At 70.9% G+C, this 16,499-nt stretch carries 17 protein-coding genes; 8 read left to right on the forward strand and 9 right to left on the reverse strand.

Annotated features, from left to right (window positions below):
* Positions 1-44 precede the first annotated feature (44 nt).
* The 3 genes from CRYAR_RS42100 to CRYAR_RS42110 all read right to left on the reverse strand — a co-directional run bounded on the left by CRYAR_RS42100 (position 45) and on the right by CRYAR_RS42110 (position 4,013).
* Entirely contained in the window at positions 45-1,883 is a 1,839-nt protein-coding gene (locus tag CRYAR_RS42100) for an acyl-CoA dehydrogenase (RefSeq protein WP_035859604.1), read from the reverse strand.
* A gap of 233 nt (positions 1,884-2,116) precedes the next feature.
* Positions 2,117-3,238: a PP2C family protein-serine/threonine phosphatase gene (locus CRYAR_RS42105; protein ID WP_035870087.1), complete on the reverse strand. Its 1,122-nt coding sequence runs from the start codon at positions 3,236-3,238 to the stop codon at positions 2,117-2,119.
* A gap of 163 nt (positions 3,239-3,401) precedes the next feature.
* A complete protein-coding gene (locus tag CRYAR_RS42110) occupies positions 3,402-4,013 on the reverse strand; it encodes a phosphoribosyltransferase family protein (protein WP_084701664.1) in 612 nt (203 codons plus the stop codon).
* Between the two features lie 68 nt (positions 4,014-4,081).
* Between CRYAR_RS42110 and CRYAR_RS42115 the strand changes: the two genes are divergently transcribed.
* Together CRYAR_RS42115 and CRYAR_RS42120 are read left to right on the forward strand one after the other, a co-directional pair.
* A complete protein-coding gene (locus CRYAR_RS42115; RefSeq protein WP_035859608.1) occupies positions 4,082-5,167 on the forward strand; it encodes a DNA glycosylase AlkZ-like family protein in 1,086 nt (361 codons plus the stop codon).
* A 57-nt stretch (positions 5,168-5,224) separates the two neighbouring features.
* Positions 5,225-6,064, forward strand: coding sequence for a patatin-like phospholipase family protein (locus tag CRYAR_RS42120; RefSeq protein ID WP_035859613.1), 840 nt, complete (start codon positions 5,225-5,227; stop codon positions 6,062-6,064).
* A gap of 4 nt (positions 6,065-6,068) precedes the next feature.
* Here CRYAR_RS42120 and CRYAR_RS42125 read toward each other — a convergent pair whose 3' ends face one another.
* Positions 6,069-7,538, reverse strand: coding sequence for an ArnT family glycosyltransferase (locus tag CRYAR_RS42125; RefSeq protein ID WP_035859616.1), 1,470 nt, complete (start codon positions 7,536-7,538; stop codon positions 6,069-6,071).
* A 93-nt stretch (positions 7,539-7,631) separates the two neighbouring features.
* Here CRYAR_RS42125 and moaA point away from each other — a divergent pair, with 93 nt between their 5' ends.
* The 6 genes from moaA (at position 7,632) to CRYAR_RS42155 (ending at position 12,712) form a co-directional block, all read left to right on the forward strand.
* Positions 7,632-8,699, forward strand: coding sequence for a GTP 3',8-cyclase MoaA (gene moaA, locus CRYAR_RS42130; RefSeq protein ID WP_051571817.1), 1,068 nt, complete (start codon positions 7,632-7,634; stop codon positions 8,697-8,699).
* Entirely contained in the window at positions 8,700-8,942 is a 243-nt protein-coding gene (locus tag CRYAR_RS42135; protein ID WP_035859618.1) for a MoaD/ThiS family protein, read from the forward strand.
* Between the two features lie 105 nt (positions 8,943-9,047).
* On the forward strand, positions 9,048-10,298 hold the full coding sequence (locus CRYAR_RS42140) for a metallophosphoesterase (protein ID WP_035859622.1): 1,251 nt from the start codon (positions 9,048-9,050) through the stop codon (positions 10,296-10,298).
* 276 nt (positions 10,299-10,574) lie between these two features.
* Complete coding sequence (locus tag CRYAR_RS42145) at positions 10,575-10,868, forward strand: hypothetical protein (protein ID WP_035859625.1); 294 nt, start codon at positions 10,575-10,577, stop codon at positions 10,866-10,868.
* A 45-nt stretch (positions 10,869-10,913) separates the two neighbouring features.
* Positions 10,914-12,107, forward strand: a complete 1,194-nt coding sequence (locus CRYAR_RS42150) for an ATP-binding protein (RefSeq protein WP_035859627.1) — start codon at positions 10,914-10,916, stop codon at positions 12,105-12,107.
* A gap of 65 nt (positions 12,108-12,172) precedes the next feature.
* Positions 12,173-12,712 carry an anti-sigma factor gene (locus CRYAR_RS42155; protein WP_035859630.1) on the forward strand — a complete coding sequence of 180 codons (540 nt, stop codon included), beginning with the start codon at positions 12,173-12,175 and terminating at the stop codon, positions 12,710-12,712.
* Positions 12,713-12,728: 16 nt separating this feature from the next.
* Here the strand turns inward: CRYAR_RS42155 and galE are convergent, their stop codons facing one another.
* From galE to moaC, 5 genes are all read right to left on the reverse strand, one after another.
* Positions 12,729-13,721: a UDP-glucose 4-epimerase GalE gene (gene galE / locus CRYAR_RS42160; RefSeq protein ID WP_035859633.1), complete on the reverse strand. Its 993-nt coding sequence runs from the start codon at positions 13,719-13,721 to the stop codon at positions 12,729-12,731.
* Positions 13,722-13,851: 130 nt separating this feature from the next.
* On the reverse strand, positions 13,852-14,298 hold the full coding sequence (locus CRYAR_RS42165; RefSeq protein WP_211248082.1) for a molybdenum cofactor biosynthesis protein MoaE: 447 nt from the start codon (positions 14,296-14,298) through the stop codon (positions 13,852-13,854).
* 38 nt (positions 14,299-14,336) lie between these two features.
* Positions 14,337-15,509, reverse strand: coding sequence for a molybdopterin molybdotransferase MoeA (locus CRYAR_RS42170; protein ID WP_035859635.1), 1,173 nt, complete (start codon positions 15,507-15,509; stop codon positions 14,337-14,339).
* Complete coding sequence (locus tag CRYAR_RS42175; RefSeq protein WP_035859638.1) at positions 15,506-15,994, reverse strand: MogA/MoaB family molybdenum cofactor biosynthesis protein; 489 nt, start codon at positions 15,992-15,994, stop codon at positions 15,506-15,508. Before CRYAR_RS42175 ends, CRYAR_RS42170 begins: the two co-directional genes overlap by 4 nt.
* Positions 15,991-16,470: a cyclic pyranopterin monophosphate synthase MoaC gene (gene moaC, locus CRYAR_RS42180; RefSeq protein ID WP_035859641.1), complete on the reverse strand. Its 480-nt coding sequence runs from the start codon at positions 16,468-16,470 to the stop codon at positions 15,991-15,993. Before moaC ends, CRYAR_RS42175 begins: the two co-directional genes overlap by 4 nt.
* Between the last annotated feature and the right edge of the window lie 29 nt (positions 16,471-16,499).

The following is a 16,499-nucleotide window of genomic DNA, read 5'->3' on the forward strand; positions in this document are numbered from 1 at the left end:
CCAGGGTACGACGGTATGCCGAAACGGTGACGGCCAGGCACGTGTCAAAACGCGCTTTCGGGAACCTCCATCACGTCCAGGGTGGTCGCTTCGAGCACAGCGCGCCGGGCCGACAGCTCCGGGAGCACCTGCGCGGCGAAGAACCGGGCCGAGGCGATCTTGCCCACATAGAAGTCGTCGGACGATCCGGCGTCGAGCGCCCGGATGGCCACCTCGGCCTGCCGGAGCAGCAGCCACCCGACGACCAGGTCGGTCGTCGACAGCAGCAGGCGGGTCGTGTTGAGACCGACCTTGTAGACCGAAGACGGGTCCTCGCCCAGCGACATCAGCTGGGTGACGCTCCACCCGACCATCGCCTGCACGTCGTCGAGCGCGGTCTTGAGCAGCGTGCGCTCGTTCTTCAGGCGCCCGTTGCCGCTCTCCGACTCGATGAACGCGGCGATCTCGCCGGCCAGCACGCCGAGCGCCTTGCCGCCGTCCTTGACGATCTTCCGGAAGAAGAAGTCCTGGCCCTGGATCGCGGTCGTGCCCTCGTAGAGGGTGTCGATCTTGGAGTCGCGGATGTACTGCTCGATCGGGTAGTCCTGCAGGAAGCCCGATCCGCCGAACGTCTGCAGCGACTCGGCGCCGAGCAACTCGTACGACCGCTCCGAGCCACCGCCCTTCACCATCGGCAGCAGCAGGTCGTTCAGCCGCGCGGCCGCCTCGGCGGCGGCGGCGTCACCCGAGGACTGAGCCAGGATCACCTCGTCCTGCACCGACGCCGTGTAATGCACGAGCGCGCGCAGGCCCTCCGCGTAGGACTTCTGACGCAGCAGGCTCCGGCGGACGTCGGGGTGGTGGATGATCGTGACCCGCGGCGCGGTCTTGTCGCCCTGCCGGGTCAGGTCGGCGCCCTGCACGCGGCTCTTGGCGTAGTCCAACGCGTTGAGGTAGCCGGTGGAGAGCGTCGCGATCGCCTTGGTGCCGACCATCATCCGGGCGGCCTCGATGATGTTGAACATCTGCCGGATGCCGTCGTGCACGTCGCCGACCAGGTAGCCCACGGCCGGGTGCTTGTCGCCGAACGTCAGCTCGCAGGTCGTGGAGACCTTCAGGCCCATTTTCTTCTCGACGTTCGTGACGTAGGCGCCGTTGCGCTCGCCCAGCTCACCGGAGTCGTCGAAGAGGAACTTCGGCACCATGAACAGGCTCAGGCCCTTGGTGCCAGGGCCACCGGCACCTTCGACGCCGACCGGCCGGGCCAGCACGTAGTGGATGATGTTGTCGGCCATGTCGTGCTCGGCCGACGTGATGAAGCGCTTGACGCCCTCGAGGTGCCAGGTGCCGTCGGGCTGCGGGATCGCGCGGGTGCGGCCGGCACCGACGTCCGAACCGGCGTCCGGCTCGGTGAGCACCATCGTGGAGCCCCAGTGCTTCTCGACGAACAGCTTGGCCCAGGTCTTCTGCTGCTCGGTGCCGAGCTTGTAGAACACGCCGGCGAACGCGTAACCGCTGGCGTACATGTGCAGGGCCGGGTTCGAGCCGAGTACCAGCTCGGAGATCGCCCACACCAGCTGGCGCGGGCTGCGGATGCCGCCGATCTCCGGGAGCACGTCGAGCTGCCAGGCCTCGGAGTCCTGCAGCGCCCGGTACGACTTCCGGAACGACTCGGGCAGCGTCACCGAGTTCGTGGCCGGGTCGAACACCGGCGGGTTGCGGTCGGCGTCGACGAAGGACTCGGCCAGCGGTCCTTCGGCCAGCTCGACCATCTGGGTGAGGAACGCGCGCGCGGTCTCCTCGTCGATCGCGTCGAACGGGCCGTTGCCCAGGCGATCACCGGCGCCGAAGACCTCGAAGAGGTTGAACTCGAGATCGCGCAGGTTGGCTTTGTAGTGGCTCATCGCGGGTCCTCCCCGTGCAGACTGGCCCGCCACCATGACGAGCCCGCTGTACCCATCGGTATACCGCCCAGTAACATTCGCCATGTTACCGGTCGGTAATGCTCGCGCGCATGAGTATGAGCGGGCTCACATGCGTGAGCCGTCAACAAATTGGCGAGAGGTGACGGTCCCCGCCCCATCGACGTCCGACAAATGCGACTTAGTGGCCGACGTCGAGCGCTCCGCGCCAGCAACTAATCGCCGGAGATCGGGTCCCACTCCCAGGCCGGTCGAGCCGCGGCGTTCGAGGTCTCGGGCTTGCGCTCGGAGCCGGTGTACTCGAGCAGGATCAGCGCGATGTCGTCGTCGAGCACCCCGTGCACCCAGCCGCGCAACGCGTTGACGAGCGAGGTGAGCCCGTCCTCGACGGTGCCGTGCCCGGCGATGCGCCAGGCGCGCTCCCGGATCGGGAAGAACTCACCGTTCCTCCGCGCCTCGGCCAGCCCATCGGTGAACAGCAACAACCGGTCCCCCGGCTCCAGCCGCTCGACCCGCGGCCGCACCACCGGCAGGAACCCGAGCGGCGGAGCCGGCGACGGCGGCTCCAGCGCGATCACGTCGCCCCGGCGCAGCAGCAGCGGCGCCGGATGCCCGCAGTTGAGCACGGTCAGGGTTCCGCCGCGCTCCTCGATCAGGCACGCGGTGACGAAGTCCTCGTAGCCGACCGAGCGCGCCACCGCACGGTCCAGGTCGGCCACGATCGCCCGCAGGTCGACCCGCTCGTGCGCGACGTGCCGGTAGGACCCGAGCACGCTGCTGGCGAGCCGGACCGCTTCCAGCCCCTTCCCACGCACGTCCCCGATCAGCACCCGGGTGCCGTACGGCGTGCTCATCGCCTCGTAGAGGTCACCACCGATGTCCGCCTCCGCGTTCGCCGACACGTACCGCACCGCGACCGACATCGTTCCGATCCGCGGCCCGATCGGACGCAGCACGGCCTGCTGGGCCACCGCGGCCAACTTGCTGAGCGTCGCCACTCGCTTGGACGTGCGGTCGCCGAGCATCGACAGCCAGGCCGCGAGCGCGGTGAAGACGAGGATCGCGGCCAGCCGCAGTACCTGCTGGGGTGCGAACGCCTCGCCGTCCACCATGCCCAGTGCCGCCCCCAGTACGAAGCAGAGGGCTCCGACCGCGAACGTGGCCCGGTACGACGCCAGCGCGGCTGCGAGGAACGGCGGCGCGACGAGCAGCCCGACGAACTGCAGACCCGGCATCGCGACGTCGAACGCCGCGATCGCGAGCGCCAACAGGCATGCGCCGACTATTCCGGTGCGTGGTGACACCACCGGATCCCCGAGGTGCGGGTTCGTTGGCATCGACGGGCCCACCCCTGACAGCACAGCGTGGCGCGTCTGCGCACGGACCTTCCATAGGATGCCCGTTCGGTTGCCACTCGACGCGTCGCCACGACGAGAACCGGCCGTGTGCTCGCTGGTCTCGCCCGTTCGACCGAGGGAGGTATGACCGTTTGATGACGCTTTACGACCCACGGTGATGGTCTAGCTCGACCTCTCGTACCAGTCCGCGGACGTGCAGCCGCTCACGGACGGCCGGCTGCGCACCGTCCACGATGACCGCCGCACCGAGATACCGCGCACCGGCCGCGGTCACGATCTCGGCCAGCGCCGAGAGCTGGGCACCGGTCTCCACCCAGTCGTCGACGACGAGCACGGCATCGTCCGGACCGAGGTGGCGGGCCCGCACACCGAGCATCACCGGCCGGCCGTCGTGCCCCGGGCCACCGGCGCGGGTGATCAGCTCGTCGGCGAGCTCGGCACCGCTCAGGTCGCGGTAGGCCTCGACGAACCCGACGCCGATCGAGCGAGCGACGAGCGGCCCCAGCAGGAAACCGCTGGTGGCCGGAGCGGCGACCACGGTCGGCAGCGCGGGTGAGAGCGCGGCGAGCGCGGGGCCGATCCGGTCGAGGATGACCGGATCGCGCCACCACCCGGACCGGTCGGTGAGCAGGTGGTCGCACCAGTCGCCGGGGTCGATCCAGCGGAAGGTCTCGAGGAGGCGTACGCGCAGGTCAGGATCGGCGGGCGTAACAGGGCTCTCCGACGGGTCGACCGAGAGCGGGGCACTCGACACGGGGACACCGTAGGTACAGGCTCCAAACACGTCAACGTCACTCGCACGGATGGGGAAACCTGGGCGCCATGGGAGCAGCAATCGAGGTCGACCGGCACCAGGTGCTCGCCTACCGGGTGGGGGCACAGCAGCTCGACCGGTCCGAACCGGAGATCACGCGGCTGGCCGTGCTCGACCTCGGAGTGGCCGACACGCCGCCGGGTTCGGCCCGGGTGGCGTTCGCGGCGCGGCTGCCCTCGCTCGAGGACGACGACTCACTGGTGACCGTGTGGGGCGCGCGCGGTGCGCCGTTCGTGCACCGCGCGGCCGACCTGCCCCCGCTCGCCGCCGCCCTGTTCCCCCGCGACGAGGCGGACGCGAAAGCGCGGGTCGGCGCGTCCACGGCGAGGATCCCCGGCGACGATCTCGACGCCGTGCGCGCCACCGCCTCGGCGCTGCGTGAGGTCGTCACCGCGCCGATCAGCAAGGGCGCGATGAGCACGGCGCTGACCGCGCGCCGGCCGGAGCTGGCCTCCTACTGTCCCGGGTGCCAGGTCGATCACCTGAGCGACCAACTGATCCGCGTCGCCGGTCTGGCCGGCGGCATCCGGATCGAGCCCGGCACCACACCGCTGATCGTGTCGCCGATCGCCGGCCGGGTGCCGGACCCCGGAGACGCCGATGCGCCGCTGCCCGCGTCGGCGTATCTACGGCTGCACGGGCCCGGCACGCAGGCCGAAGTGGCGGCCTACTTCTCGGCGAGCAAGGCCAGGGTCGCCGAGGACTGGCCCGGGGATCTGCTCGAGGTGCGGGTGGACGGGAAGGCCGGGTTCTGGATTCCCGCCGACGCCGAGTCCGCGCTGCGCGATCCCGCCGCACCCGACCCGGTGCGGCTGCTGCCGCCGAGCGATCCGTACCTGCAGACCCGTAACCGGAACCTGCTCGTGCCGGAGAAGGCCGAGCAGAAGGCGCTCTGGCGGCCGATCGGGAACCCGGGCGCGATCCTGGTCGACGGGGAGATCGCCGGCACCTGGCGTCCGAAGCTCGCGGGCAAGCGCCTCACGATCACGCTCGAGGCGTTCCGCCCGCTCCCGCCGGCCGCGCGGTCCGCGATCGACGAGGAGGCCGGGAACGTCGCCACCGCTCGCGGCGCCACGGACGTTCGCATCACCTGACGGCCGGACCGCACATTCCGTGCCCACGGACCCGCAGATGTGACCAGAATTCACAGAATGACGGGGAGTGCACTGGTACTCGGCGGGGGCGGAGTCACCGGCATAGCCTGGGAAATCGGGCTACTGGCCGGGCTGCTCGACGCCGGAGTCGACCTGACCACGGCAGATCTGATCGTCGGCACCTCGGCCGGCTCGGTGGTGGGGACGGTCGTCGCGACCGGCGCCGACATCGAGGAGCTCTACCAGAACCAGCTGGAGCCCAGCGGTAGCGAGATCCCCGCCCGGATGGGTACGACGACGCTCCTGCGCTGGGGATTCGCCGCGGTGACCAGCCGGAGCCCGGAACGGTTCCGGGCCCGGGTCGGCGCGCTGGCCCGGCGCACCCGCACCGTGCCGGAGGACGAGCGCCGCCAGGTGATCGCCTCCCGGCTCCCGGTGCACGACTGGCCCGATCGTCGGCTCGTGCTGACGGCGGTGGACGCCGTCACCGGTGAGCTCGCCCCGTTCGACCGGAACAGCGGCGTGTCGCTGGTGGACGCCGTGTCGGCGAGCTGCGCGGTGCCCGGCGTCTGGCCTCCGGTGACCGTGAACGGCCGGCAGTACATCGACGGCGGGGTCCGGTCGACCGCGAACGTCGATCTCGCGTCCGGGTGCGATCGGATCGTCGTGCTCGCGCCGCTGCCCCGCGGCGGCGGGCCGATGCCGGGCGTCTCGACGCAGGTCGCGCACCTCGGCGACTCGGCCCGCGTCGCCGTGGTCACGCCGAATCAGGCGGCGCGGGCCGCGTTCGGCCGCAACGTGCTCGATCCGGCTCGCCGACCGCCGTCGGCGCGCGCCGGCCGCGCCCAGGCCGCCGACGTGGCGATGGCCGTCCACTCGGTCTGGTCGGATCACTGAGCCGTCAGACGCGGCGGAACTTCGGCCAGAGGCCGGACCAGGGCTCGCGAGGGTTGCGGCAGAGCCAGATCGGGACGCCGTTCTCCTCGTTGTCGACGTCGACACCCACGGCGACCGAGCCGGCGCGCTCCACCGAGCCGAAGTAGCGCCGCAGGTGGGCCGGATCGTCGAACCCGACGGCGACGACGACGTCGGCCGATTCGGGTGGTCGGCCGAAGTCGGCGACGCTCATGTGCCCCGAGTAGACCGGCACCGTGCCGTACCGGCTGACCGCGCCGGCCTCGCCGTAGTTGCTGGTGACGACCACCGCGCCGGGCGGCGTGACCCGCTCGATCGACGCCACGGCGGCCGGCCAGCCGATCGTCTCCCCGGCGTCGTAGTTCACCGCGACGACGGCGTCGGGCACCGAGGAGGCCGACGTGATCGGCAGCATCAGCAGGGCGGCGAGGACCGCGCAGAACACCATTGCGGCGGCGAGCCCGACCCGGCGGAGCGCCAGCCGGCCGCGGCTGAGCCACCCGACCAGCGGAATCGCGCCGACGCCGGTCAGGGCCATCAGCATCGCGACGTCGTAGTAGCCCTTGCCGCCACCGATGAGCACGACCGCGGCGATCACCACCCACGCCCAGGCCACCGCCCGGTACGGACGCCACTCGGGGCGCCGGAAGAGCGCGACGAGGCCGGCGATCCAGACGACCGAGGCGATCGGGCTGACGATCACGAACTGCAGGGCGACCGCGACGGGACGGCCGGCGTACGAGCTGTCCCCCGACGCGATCTGGGCGGCGACGTCGAGCTGCGGAAACCCGTTCGCGATCTGCCAGACCACGTTCGGCGTCACGATCAGGACCGCGAGCGCGGCTCCGGCGAGCACCCAGCGGTCGCGCAGCAACCGGCGCGGGCCGGCGACCAGGAGACCGCCGACCAACCCGACCGCCAGCAGACCGACCAGGTACTTGTTCAGCAACCCCAGGCCGGCGACCGCGCCGATCAGCACCGCTAAGCGGGTGTCGCCGGTACGCAGCACCCGCAGCGTCAGCCAGAGCACGACCAGCCAGACCACGACGTCGACCGTCGTGGTCGACAGCAGGTGCCCGAACGCGAACGCCGCCGACGACGTGGCGATCAGCACCGCGGCGAGCAACTGGGCCGCTCGTCCACCGCCGAGCTCACGGGCGATCAGGGCGACCAGCAGCACGCAGGCGCCGGCGATCAGCGCCGAGGGCGTCCGGAAGACCGTCAGGTTGCCGGGAGCGATCGTGTCGGCGAGCCAGGCGATCGCCGGGGTGAGCGGCGGCTGGTCGACGAAGCCCCAGTCGAGGTGGCGCGCACAGAGCAAGAAGTACAGTTCGTCGCGGTGGTAGCCGTACCGCCCGGCGAACCCGAGCAGGACGGCGGTGACCGCAGCGGCGATCACCCAGACCCAGTGTTCGAGCGGCGGAAGGGTGCGCTGCTCGGCTTCGACCTGCGCCATGACCACAGCATGAGGGGTGCGCGCCAAGTCGGGCATCGGATTCGTAGTCAATTGACTCAGGCGGTAACTCGTTGCTCCGGTTACGCTCGGATCATGGCTGTGGTTCCGCTCGGGCTGCCGGCCGTGCCGGCCCAGCGCCAGGGCACGGCGGCCGACCGACCCGTCGGTGAACGCGGGCTGGTCGACCGATTCGGCCGTACCGCGACCGATCTCCGCGTCTCGCTCACCGACAAATGCAACCTCCGGTGCAGCTACTGCATGCCACCGGAGGGCCTGCCCTGGCTGCCGTCCGACCGGCTGCTCAGCGACGACGAAGTGATCCGGCTGGTCACCATCGCGGTGGAGCGGCTCGGGGTGACCGAGGTGCGCTTCACCGGTGGCGAGCCGCTGCTGCGGCGCGGGCTCGTCGACATCCTGCAGGCCATCACCGCGCTGCGGCCACGGCCGGAGACGATGCTGACGACGAACGCGATCGGGCTCGCCCGCCAGGCCACGGCGCTGGTGGACGCCGGGCTCGACCGGGTGAACGTCTCGCTCGACACGCTCGACCGCGAGACGTTCCGGCAGCTGGCGCACCGGGACCGCCTGGCCGACACGCTGGCCGGTCTGCAGGCCGCGACCGAGGCCGGCCTGACCCCGGTGAAGATCAACAGCGTGCTGCTGCGTGGCGTCAACGAGCACGAAGCGACCGCACTCGCCGAGTTCGCGCTGGAGAACGGCCACGAGCTGCGGTTCATCGAGCAGATGCCGCTCGACGCCCAGCACTCGTGGGAGCGGACGTCGATGGTGACCGCCGCGGAGATCCTGGCCGCGCTGCGAACCCGATGGGCGCTGACGCCGGACCCGGCGCACCGCGGTGCCGCTCCGGCCGAGACCTGGCTCGTCGACGGCGGCCCCGCGCGTATCGGCGTCATCGCGTCGGTCACCAGGCCGTTCTGCGGCGCCTGCGACCGCACGCGGCTGACCGCCGACGGGCAGGTGCGCAACTGCCTGTTCGCCACCGGCGAGACCGATCTGCGCGGCGCGCTGCGCTCCGGCGGCACCGATGCGGAGATCGCGGACCTGTGGCGGACCGCGATGTGGGGCAAGCTGGCGGGGCACGGTATCGACGACCCGTCGTTCCTGCAGCCCGACCGACCCATGTCAGCCATTGGAGGCTGAGTGAACGTCACGGTGCGGTACTTCGCCGGAGCCCGAGCCGCGGCCGGCATCGAGGAAGAACCCGCGGACGCGGGAACGCTCGGCGAGCTGCGGACGCAACTGGTGGCCGCCCACGGGGAACGGCTGGAGCGCGTACTCACCGCCTGCTCGTTCCTGGTGAACGGGGTGGCGGCGAAGGAGGAATCGGTGCGGCTGCCGGCCGGCGGCACCGTCGACGTGCTGCCGCCGTTCGCCGGTGGGTAGCCCCTCAGGATCCTTTCAGGCGCCGACCCCTACGCTCCGCTAGGGCTCGCTAGCACTGTCTAGCGTTTGAACTATAAAGCCCTAGAATCATCTACAGGGAGCGCTGTGGGCGTCGTCGTCATCGTCGTGGTGGCTGTTGCCGTCGTCGGAGGCATCCACGGTTATCTGTGGTGGCGGCTGGTCGCGAGTCCCTTCTCGTCGAAACGGATCCGGTGGATCGGGTTCGGCGCGGCCGTGCTGATCGTCGCCACCGCGATGTTCGGTCTACGCGGTGCCCCGGACGTGCTGCCGGGGCCGCTCGGCACCGTGGTGAGCTGGGCCGGGCCGCTCTGGATCGCGGTGATGTTCTACCTGGTGCTGATCCTGCTGGTGCTGGAGCCGGTGCGCCTGATCGGCCGCGTCCTGATCACTCGCCGGGCACGCGCCCGGAAGGCGTCGACGCCGACGCCGGCCACGGTCGGCGCGCCTCCGGTCGACAGCGGGCCCAGCGAGGACCAGGCCGCCCAGGCCGAGAACTGGGGCCACAACCGGCGAGTGTTCCTCGCCAGGGCGCTCGCGGTCACGGCGGGCGTCGGTGCGCTCGGCACCGTCGGGTACGGCACCACCGAGGCACGCAACGTCCGGGTGAAACGGGTCCCGATCACGCTCCCGCGTCTCGATCCGGCGCTGAGCGGGTTCCGGGTCGCGTTGCTCACCGACATCCACATCTCCGCGACGCTGCACCGGCCCTTCGTCGAACGGGTCGTCAACCGCGTGAACTCGCTCGACGTCGACGCGGTGGCGATCGTCGGCGACCTGGTCGACGGCAGCGTGGACGAGCTCGGCGAGGACGCCAAAGCGCTGAGCGCGCTCCACTCGACGCACGGCACCTACTTCGTCACCGGCAACCACGAGTACTACTCGGGCGCCGAGGAGTGGGTCGAGTACCTGCCGACGATCGGCGTGCAGGTGCTCCGTAACCGGCGGATCGAGATCCCCGGCGGCGCCGGGCTCGACCTGGCCGGCGTCGACGACGTCACCGCGGCCGACTCCGGCGTGCCCGGCCACGGCGCGAACCTCTCCGCCGCCCTCGACGGCCGTGATCGGGACCGGCCGGTCGTCCTGCTCGCACACCAGCCGGTGCAGTGGCCGGAGGCGGTCGACCGCGGCGTGGACCTGCAGCTCTCCGGGCACACGCACGGCGGGCAGATGTGGCCGTTCACGTACGGCGTCCGGCTCGAACAGCCGGTGGTGTCGGGGCGGGCCACCGACGGCGACAGCCAGATCTACGTCAGCCGGGGCGTCGGCTACTGGGGTCCCCCGGTGCGGGTCGGCGCGCCGCCGGAGATCAGCCTGATCGAGTTGCGTTCTCTCTGAGCCTCTCTACGTAATTCTAGGAATCGACGAAGAAAGCTCTAGACACGCATCGATGCGGTCGCGATGACCCCTGCCCGGGGGTCTACCATTCTCCGCAAACAAGGTCCGAGCGGGCAGTTGACTCGATCCGGCATCATCGGGGTCCTCGTGTGTGTCTGCAGCTCAGCGGCCCCACGTAAACAACACAATTGATCACTGAACCACCGAGTGTTTCCTCGCGTGACCGGGGCATCCCTCTGTGGCCGGTGTGGCCCCAACGCGGAAGGGCGCTGCGTTATGACCCATGCTGTTCCTCGGCCCCGTAAGACTTCGTCGCGCACCAGCGTCACGCGGCACCCGGTCACGCCGGTCCGCGTCGCCGGCGCCGCTGACCGCCGCTCGCTCGCCGCACCCGACCGCGTCCCGCTCGATCGCCAGCCCCCGCTCCCCAAGCGGCAGCCCGGCGCGGCCCTGGACGCCGTCCACCGCAACAGCATCATCCAGGTCAACCGCGATGCGAACGGTGCCGTCCCGGCCTCCGACCGCTGGTTCCGCGCCAACGTCGAGCCCGACACGTCGACAAACCTCTAGCGAGATCTACCACTTTCGCTAGAAAGCCCGATACGGTCCGATCGTATGGACCCGGTCCGTAATCCGTATGCGCCCGGAGCCGGTCAGCGCCCGCCGGAACTGGCCGGCCGCGACCGCGAGCTCGACCAGTTCGACGTCGTCCTCGAACGGGTGGCACGCAGACGTCCCGAACGGTCGATGATCCTCACCGGGCTGCGTGGGGTCGGCAAGACCGTGCTGCTCAACGCACTCCGTTCGCAGGCCATCGGGCGCCAGTGGGGCACCGGCAAGATCGAGGCCCGTCCCGACCAGACCCTGCGCCGCCCGCTCTCCGGGGCTCTGCACATGGCGGTGCGCGAACTGTCGTCCCAGCACCGCGCGCTCGATCAGATCGACGACTTCCTCGGCACGCTGAAGGCTTTCGCCCTGCGCTCCAACCCCACCAGCGGCAAGATCCGCGACCGCTGGCAGCCCGGCATCGACGGGCCCGCGATCAGCGGCCGCGCGGACTCCGGTGACATCGAGATCGACCTGGTCGAGCTGCTCTCGGACGCGGCCGACCTGGCCGGCGCGGTCGGTACGGGCGTCGCTCTGTTCATCGACGAGATGCAGGACCTGGGCGCCGAGGACATCTCCGCGCTCTGTGCGGCCTGCCACGAGCTCTCCCAGACCGGTGCTCCGCTGATCGTCGTCGGGGCCGGGCTCCCGCACCTGCCGGCGTTGTTGTCGGCCAGCAAGTCGTACTCCGAGCGGCTGTTCCGCTACGTCCGGATCGATCGGCTCGACCGGGCCGCCGCCGACGTCGCGCTGCTCGCGCCGGCCGAGCGTGAAGAAGCCACGTTCGATGCCGACGCGCTGACCGCGCTGTACGAGGCCGCTGATGGTTACCCCTACTTCGTTCAGGCCTACGGCAAGGTCACCTGGGACGTCGCGCCCCGCTCACCGATCACCGCGGCCGACGTGAAGGTGGCGGCGCCGGAGGCGGAGGCCGAGCTCGCGGTCGGATTCTTCGGCTCCCGGTACGAGCGGGCGACCCCGGCCGAACGTGAGTACATGCGCGCGATGGCGTCCCTCGAGGGTGATGCGAGCGAGGCGGTGTCGACGTCGGAGATCGCGGTCTCGCTGGGGCGCAAACCGTCCAGCCTCTCCCCGGCACGGGACAGTCTGATCAAGAAGGGGCTGATCTACTCCGCCGAGCGGGGAACAGTTGCCTTCACAGTGCCGCATTTCGCCCGGTACCTTCGCACCCAACCGGCGTGACTTAGTAAAAGTGGCGGGGACCGGGCAGAGTGGGCGGGGATGACCGACCGCTTGGGAGCACCTCGATGACCGGTGAGCTCACGGATGACCTCGAAGAGGCTCCTCAGCCCGTCACCGACCGGCCGCGGCGTACGTGGAGCCGCCGTCTGACCACGTTCGGGATGGCGTGTGCGCTGGTGGTCGGCGCCGCCGCGCTGACGCTCGAGGTCGAGGAACAGCGCGACCGCGACCAGCGGAGCCTGATCGTCGCCGAGCAGGAGCGGCTTCAGCGCATCGAGACCGTGCTCACCGCGGACGACGCGATCAGCCGCACCACCACCACCGAGGACGGCGCCCGGGTGTCGACGGTGTTCTCGGCCGAGCACCACGCGGCGATGGTGACGTACTCGGATCTGCCGGACATCGACCCGAAGCAGACCTATCAGATCTGGCGGGTACGCAACGAACAACCCCGGTCGATGCGCGTACTGGCCGCGGACGCTCGGGAGGGCACCGCGCTGGTGCTCGATCTGACCGACGGGGACGCGATCTCGTTCACCGTCGAGCCGGAAGGCGGCTCCGGTCAGCCCACCGGCGACATCGTCGTCGCCCTGCGGCTCAACTAGCTCGCCGCCCCGCGGCTCACGGAGCTTCGTGCAGCCGCTGCGGCCTGATCGCGGCCCATTCGAGTGAGTGGCGGATGCCCTCCTCGACCCCGTACTTCGGCTCCCAGCCCAGCAGTTCGCGAGCCAGGCCGTTGCGGGCGTAGGCGCCGACGACGTCGCCCGGACGGGCCGGCGCGTCCTCGTGCGGCAGCGGTTCGCCGATCACCGCTTCGAACGCGGTGACCAGTTCGCGCACCGTGGTGCCGGTGCCGCTGCCCAGGCACACGACCCGATAGTCGGGCACGATGTCGTCGAAGCGGCGGAGGCCTTCGACGTGTGCCCGCGCCAGGTCCCAGACGTGCACGTAGTCACGGATGCCCGTGCCGTCCCGGGTCGGCCAGTCGGTGCCGGTGATGTGGAACGGCGCCCGGTCTTCGTAGGACTGCACCAGCTTGCCCAGGGCGTGCGACGGCCGGGCCACCTGGAGACCGGTACGCAACTGGGGATCGGCGCCGATCGGGTTGAAGTAACGCAGCGACAACGTCCGCAACGACGATGCTTTCGCGACGTCACGCAGCACGTTCTCGACCATGACCTTGGTGGTCGCGTACGGGCTCTGCGGGTCGATCACCGAGTTCTCGTCGACCGAGAAGTCGGCCTCCGTGCCGTACATCGACGCCGAGGAGCTGAACACGATCCGCTGCACGCCGTTGCGACGCAGGTGGTCGACCAGTTCGATCGACTTCGCGACGTTCTCGCGGTAGTACCGCAGCGGATCGGCCATCGAGTCCGGTACGACGATCAGCGCGGCGCAGTGGATGACCGCGTCGATATCGGGGTGATCGGTGAAGATCCGGTCGATCAGCGCACCGTCGGCGATGTCACCCTGGTAGAACGGTCGTCCTTCGGTGAACTCTCGCCTCCCGGTAGCCAGGCTGTCGAGAACGACCGGCTGAATCCCGCCGTCGAGGCAGGCCGAACCGATCGTGCTCCCGATGAAGCCGGCACCGCCGGTGATCAAGACCTTCACACTCGAGTTCCTTCCGGTGGCCTAAATCGTCGCCGATGGTATCGGCTGCTGACGACGTCTCACGGCGCTGCGGAGAGCAACCACCCGGAATGATGACCTACCGTGACGACTCCGGATACTAAGCGAGACTTCAGGGGCAGGCGACCCACTCGTCGGTGCCGTCCTCGAACACCTGACGCTTCCAGATCGGAATCCGCGCCTTCACCGCGTCGACCAACTCGGCGCAGAGCGCGAAGGCCTCGGCCCGGTGCGCGGTGCTGACCGCGCAGGCCAGCGCGGTGTCACCCAACCGGAGGGGGCCGATGCGGTGACTGACCGCGATCGCCTCGACGCCGTCACGCTCGGCGAACTCGGCCGCGATCTTCTCGAGCACCTCACCGGCCGACGGATGTCCGGTGTATTCCAGTTCGGTCACGGTCCGCCCGTGGTCGTGATCGCGCACCACCCCGGCGAAACCCACCACCGCACCGGCAGCCAGATCCGCGACGGCCTGCTCGTGCTCGGCCACGGAAATCGGAGATTCAGTGACCTGGGCCACCACGACCCGGTGGCCGGCCACGCGGATGGTCTCCGGCATCGTCTCGCTGCTCATGTGGTCATCCAACCACCGGAACTTCAGTTGGGCATCGGAACGAAGTCCGCGCGGGTGCCACTCGGCGCAGTGGTGTCCGGACGGACGATGACGAACCCATCCGCTCCGGCGACCCCGCGGAGCATCGCCGACCCGGCGTGCGGCAGCGTCACCGCGCCGTCGGGCGTCAGGCGAGCCAGCGCCAGGTGGGTGAAACTACCCCGCCCCGGCACGTCGTTGGCGACCGACACCGACGCCAGCGGTGGCAGAGGCGCACCGGACAGCCCCGCGATCAGCGGCGCCGCCAGCGTGACCAGCCCGATCACCGCCGACTGCGGGTTGCCCGGCAGCCCCACCAGCCAGCCGGCGCCGGGCCCGGTCAGCCGGGCGGTGAGCATCGGGAAGCCGGGGCGCACCGCCACCGTGTCGACGACGTAGGACGCGCCCAGCGTGGCCAGCGTGGGGTGCAGGTGGTCGACGGGTCCGTGCATGGTGCCGCCGGTGGTGACGACCACGTCGGACCGGGCGGCCGCGGCACGCACCGCGGTCTCGTGCGCCTCCAGCGTGTCGGCGGCCCGTGTCACCGACACGACCTCGGCTCCGAGGCGGCGCATCCAGGCGGGCAGCGAAGGCCCGAGAGCGTCACGCACCCGGCCCGCTCCGGGCGGCCCGCTGTCCAGCAGTTCGTCCCCGAACACGACGACCGCGACCCGGGGCCGCCGGCGCACCGCGAGCACGTCGTGGCCGCAGGCCGCCGCGAGCGCCAGCACACCGGGCGTCACCCGGACGCCCGGCGGCAGCAGCACCTCACCGGACGCCGCTTCCTCGCCGGTCGGACGCCACTCCTGTTTGTCGGGGAGCGGCGCGGTGACCCAGGAGCCGTTCTCGACCTCGGAGCTCTCCAGCCGGATCACGTGCTCGGTGCCGACCGGAACCATCGCGCCGGTGGCGATCTCCACCGCGGTGCCGGGCACCACCGTGATCTCGCTGGCGTCGCCGGCCAGAACCTGGCCGACCAGACGCCAGGGCGCCGGGCCGGCGACCGCGTAACCATCCACGCTGGACGTGTCGAACGCCGGTAGCGCGGTGAGCGTGACGAGGGGCGTCGCCAGCACGGCGCCGTCGGCCTCGGCCAGCGGCACCGGGCGCCCGGGAAGCGGGGTCGCCGCCGAGTGGACGGCCGCTCTGGCGTCGTCCCAACTGATCGGATCGGTCACGCGTGCCCTCCGGGGTGGTCTCCGCCGTGCAGCTGATCGATCGCGTGTGCCAGCACGGGGCCGAGCACGGCCAGCCCGTCCTTGGCGCCACCGCGGGAGCCGGGAAGGTTGACGATCAGCGTGCGACCGGCGACCCCCGCGATGCCGCGCGACAGCATGGCCGTCGGGATCCGCGGTACCGCGTACGCGCGGAGCGCTTCGGCGATGCCGGGGATCTGGTAGTCGAGCACGGCCGCGGTGACGTCAGGCGTGCGGTCGGTCGGGTTGATGCCGGTTCCGCCGCTGGTCAGTACGGTGTCGACGCCGTCGGCCACCGCCGCGCGCAACGCGTCGCCGACCGGGTCGCCGTCCGGGACGACGACGGGGTCGCCGACCTCGAACCCGAGCGCGCGCAGGCCCTCGACGAGCAGCGGCCCGCTCGTGTCCTCGTAGACGCCGGCCGCGGCCCGGTTGGACGCGACGACGATGCGCGCGGTGCGGCTCATCGGTCCGCCGGCCGTCGCCAGGAACCGGTCTTGCCGCCGTCCTTGGCCTCGCAGCGCACGGCGTCCAGCGAGGCCGCCGGATCGACCGCCTTCACCATGTCGATGAGCGTCAGGCCGGCCGCGGCCACCGCGGTCAACGCTTCCATCTCCACGCCGGTGCGGTCGGCGGTACGCGTCGTCACGGTGATCGCGATTTCCGCGTCGCCGATTTCGAAGTCGACGGTCACGCCGTGCAGTGCGATCGGATGGCACAGCGGAACCAGGTCGGGGGTGCGCTTGGCGCCCATGATCCCGGCGACGCGGGCGACCGCGAGCGCGTCGCCTTTCGGCAGGCCGTCGCGCCGGAGCAGGCCGATGACCTCGGTCGTCGTGCGCAGGAGGCCGGTGGCCACGGCGGTTCGGACGGATTCGGACTTCGCGGAGACGTCGACCATCCGAGCCGACCCCGCCGCATCGACGTGACTGAGCTCCGGCATGGCTCCAGAGCTTACTGTCCGTCCCTGGC

This window comes from Cryptosporangium arvum DSM 44712, from assembly GCF_000585375.1.
GTDB lineage: Bacteria > Actinomycetota > Actinomycetes > Mycobacteriales > Cryptosporangiaceae > Cryptosporangium > Cryptosporangium arvum.

What these genes read in the sequence shown, in the direction of transcription:
- CRYAR_RS42145 (WP_035859625.1), top strand. Translation starts at nt 10,575, where the DNA reads ATGACCCATGCTGTTCCTCGGCCCCGTAAGACTTCGTCGCGCACCAGC.
- CRYAR_RS42155 (WP_035859630.1), top strand. Translation starts at nt 12,173, where the DNA reads ATGACCGGTGAGCTCACGGATGACCTCGAAGAGGCTCCTCAGCCCGTC.
- moaA (WP_051571817.1), top strand. Translation starts at nt 7,632, where the DNA reads ATGGCTGTGGTTCCGCTCGGGCTGCCGGCCGTGCCGGCCCAGCGCCAG.
- CRYAR_RS42150 (WP_035859627.1), top strand. Translation starts at nt 10,914, where the DNA reads ATGGACCCGGTCCGTAATCCGTATGCGCCCGGAGCCGGTCAGCGCCCG.
- CRYAR_RS42120 (WP_035859613.1), top strand. Translation starts at nt 5,225, where the DNA reads ATGACGGGGAGTGCACTGGTACTCGGCGGGGGCGGAGTCACCGGCATA.
- CRYAR_RS42115 (WP_035859608.1), top strand. Translation starts at nt 4,082, where the DNA reads ATGGGAGCAGCAATCGAGGTCGACCGGCACCAGGTGCTCGCCTACCGG.
- moaC (WP_035859641.1), bottom strand. Translation starts at nt 16,470, where the DNA reads ATGCCGGAGCTCAGTCACGTCGATGCGGCGGGGTCGGCTCGGATGGTC.
- CRYAR_RS42175 (WP_035859638.1), bottom strand. Translation starts at nt 15,994, where the DNA reads ATGAGCCGCACCGCGCGCATCGTCGTCGCGTCCAACCGGGCCGCGGCC.
- CRYAR_RS42165 (WP_211248082.1), bottom strand. Translation starts at nt 14,298, where the DNA reads ATGCCGGAGACCATCCGCGTGGCCGGCCACCGGGTCGTGGTGGCCCAG.
- CRYAR_RS42100 (WP_035859604.1), bottom strand. Translation starts at nt 1,883, where the DNA reads ATGAGCCACTACAAAGCCAACCTGCGCGATCTCGAGTTCAACCTCTTC.
- CRYAR_RS42125 (WP_035859616.1), bottom strand. Translation starts at nt 7,538, where the DNA reads ATGGCGCAGGTCGAAGCCGAGCAGCGCACCCTTCCGCCGCTCGAACAC.
- CRYAR_RS42105 (WP_035870087.1), bottom strand. Translation starts at nt 3,238, where the DNA reads ATGCCAACGAACCCGCACCTCGGGGATCCGGTGGTGTCACCACGCACC.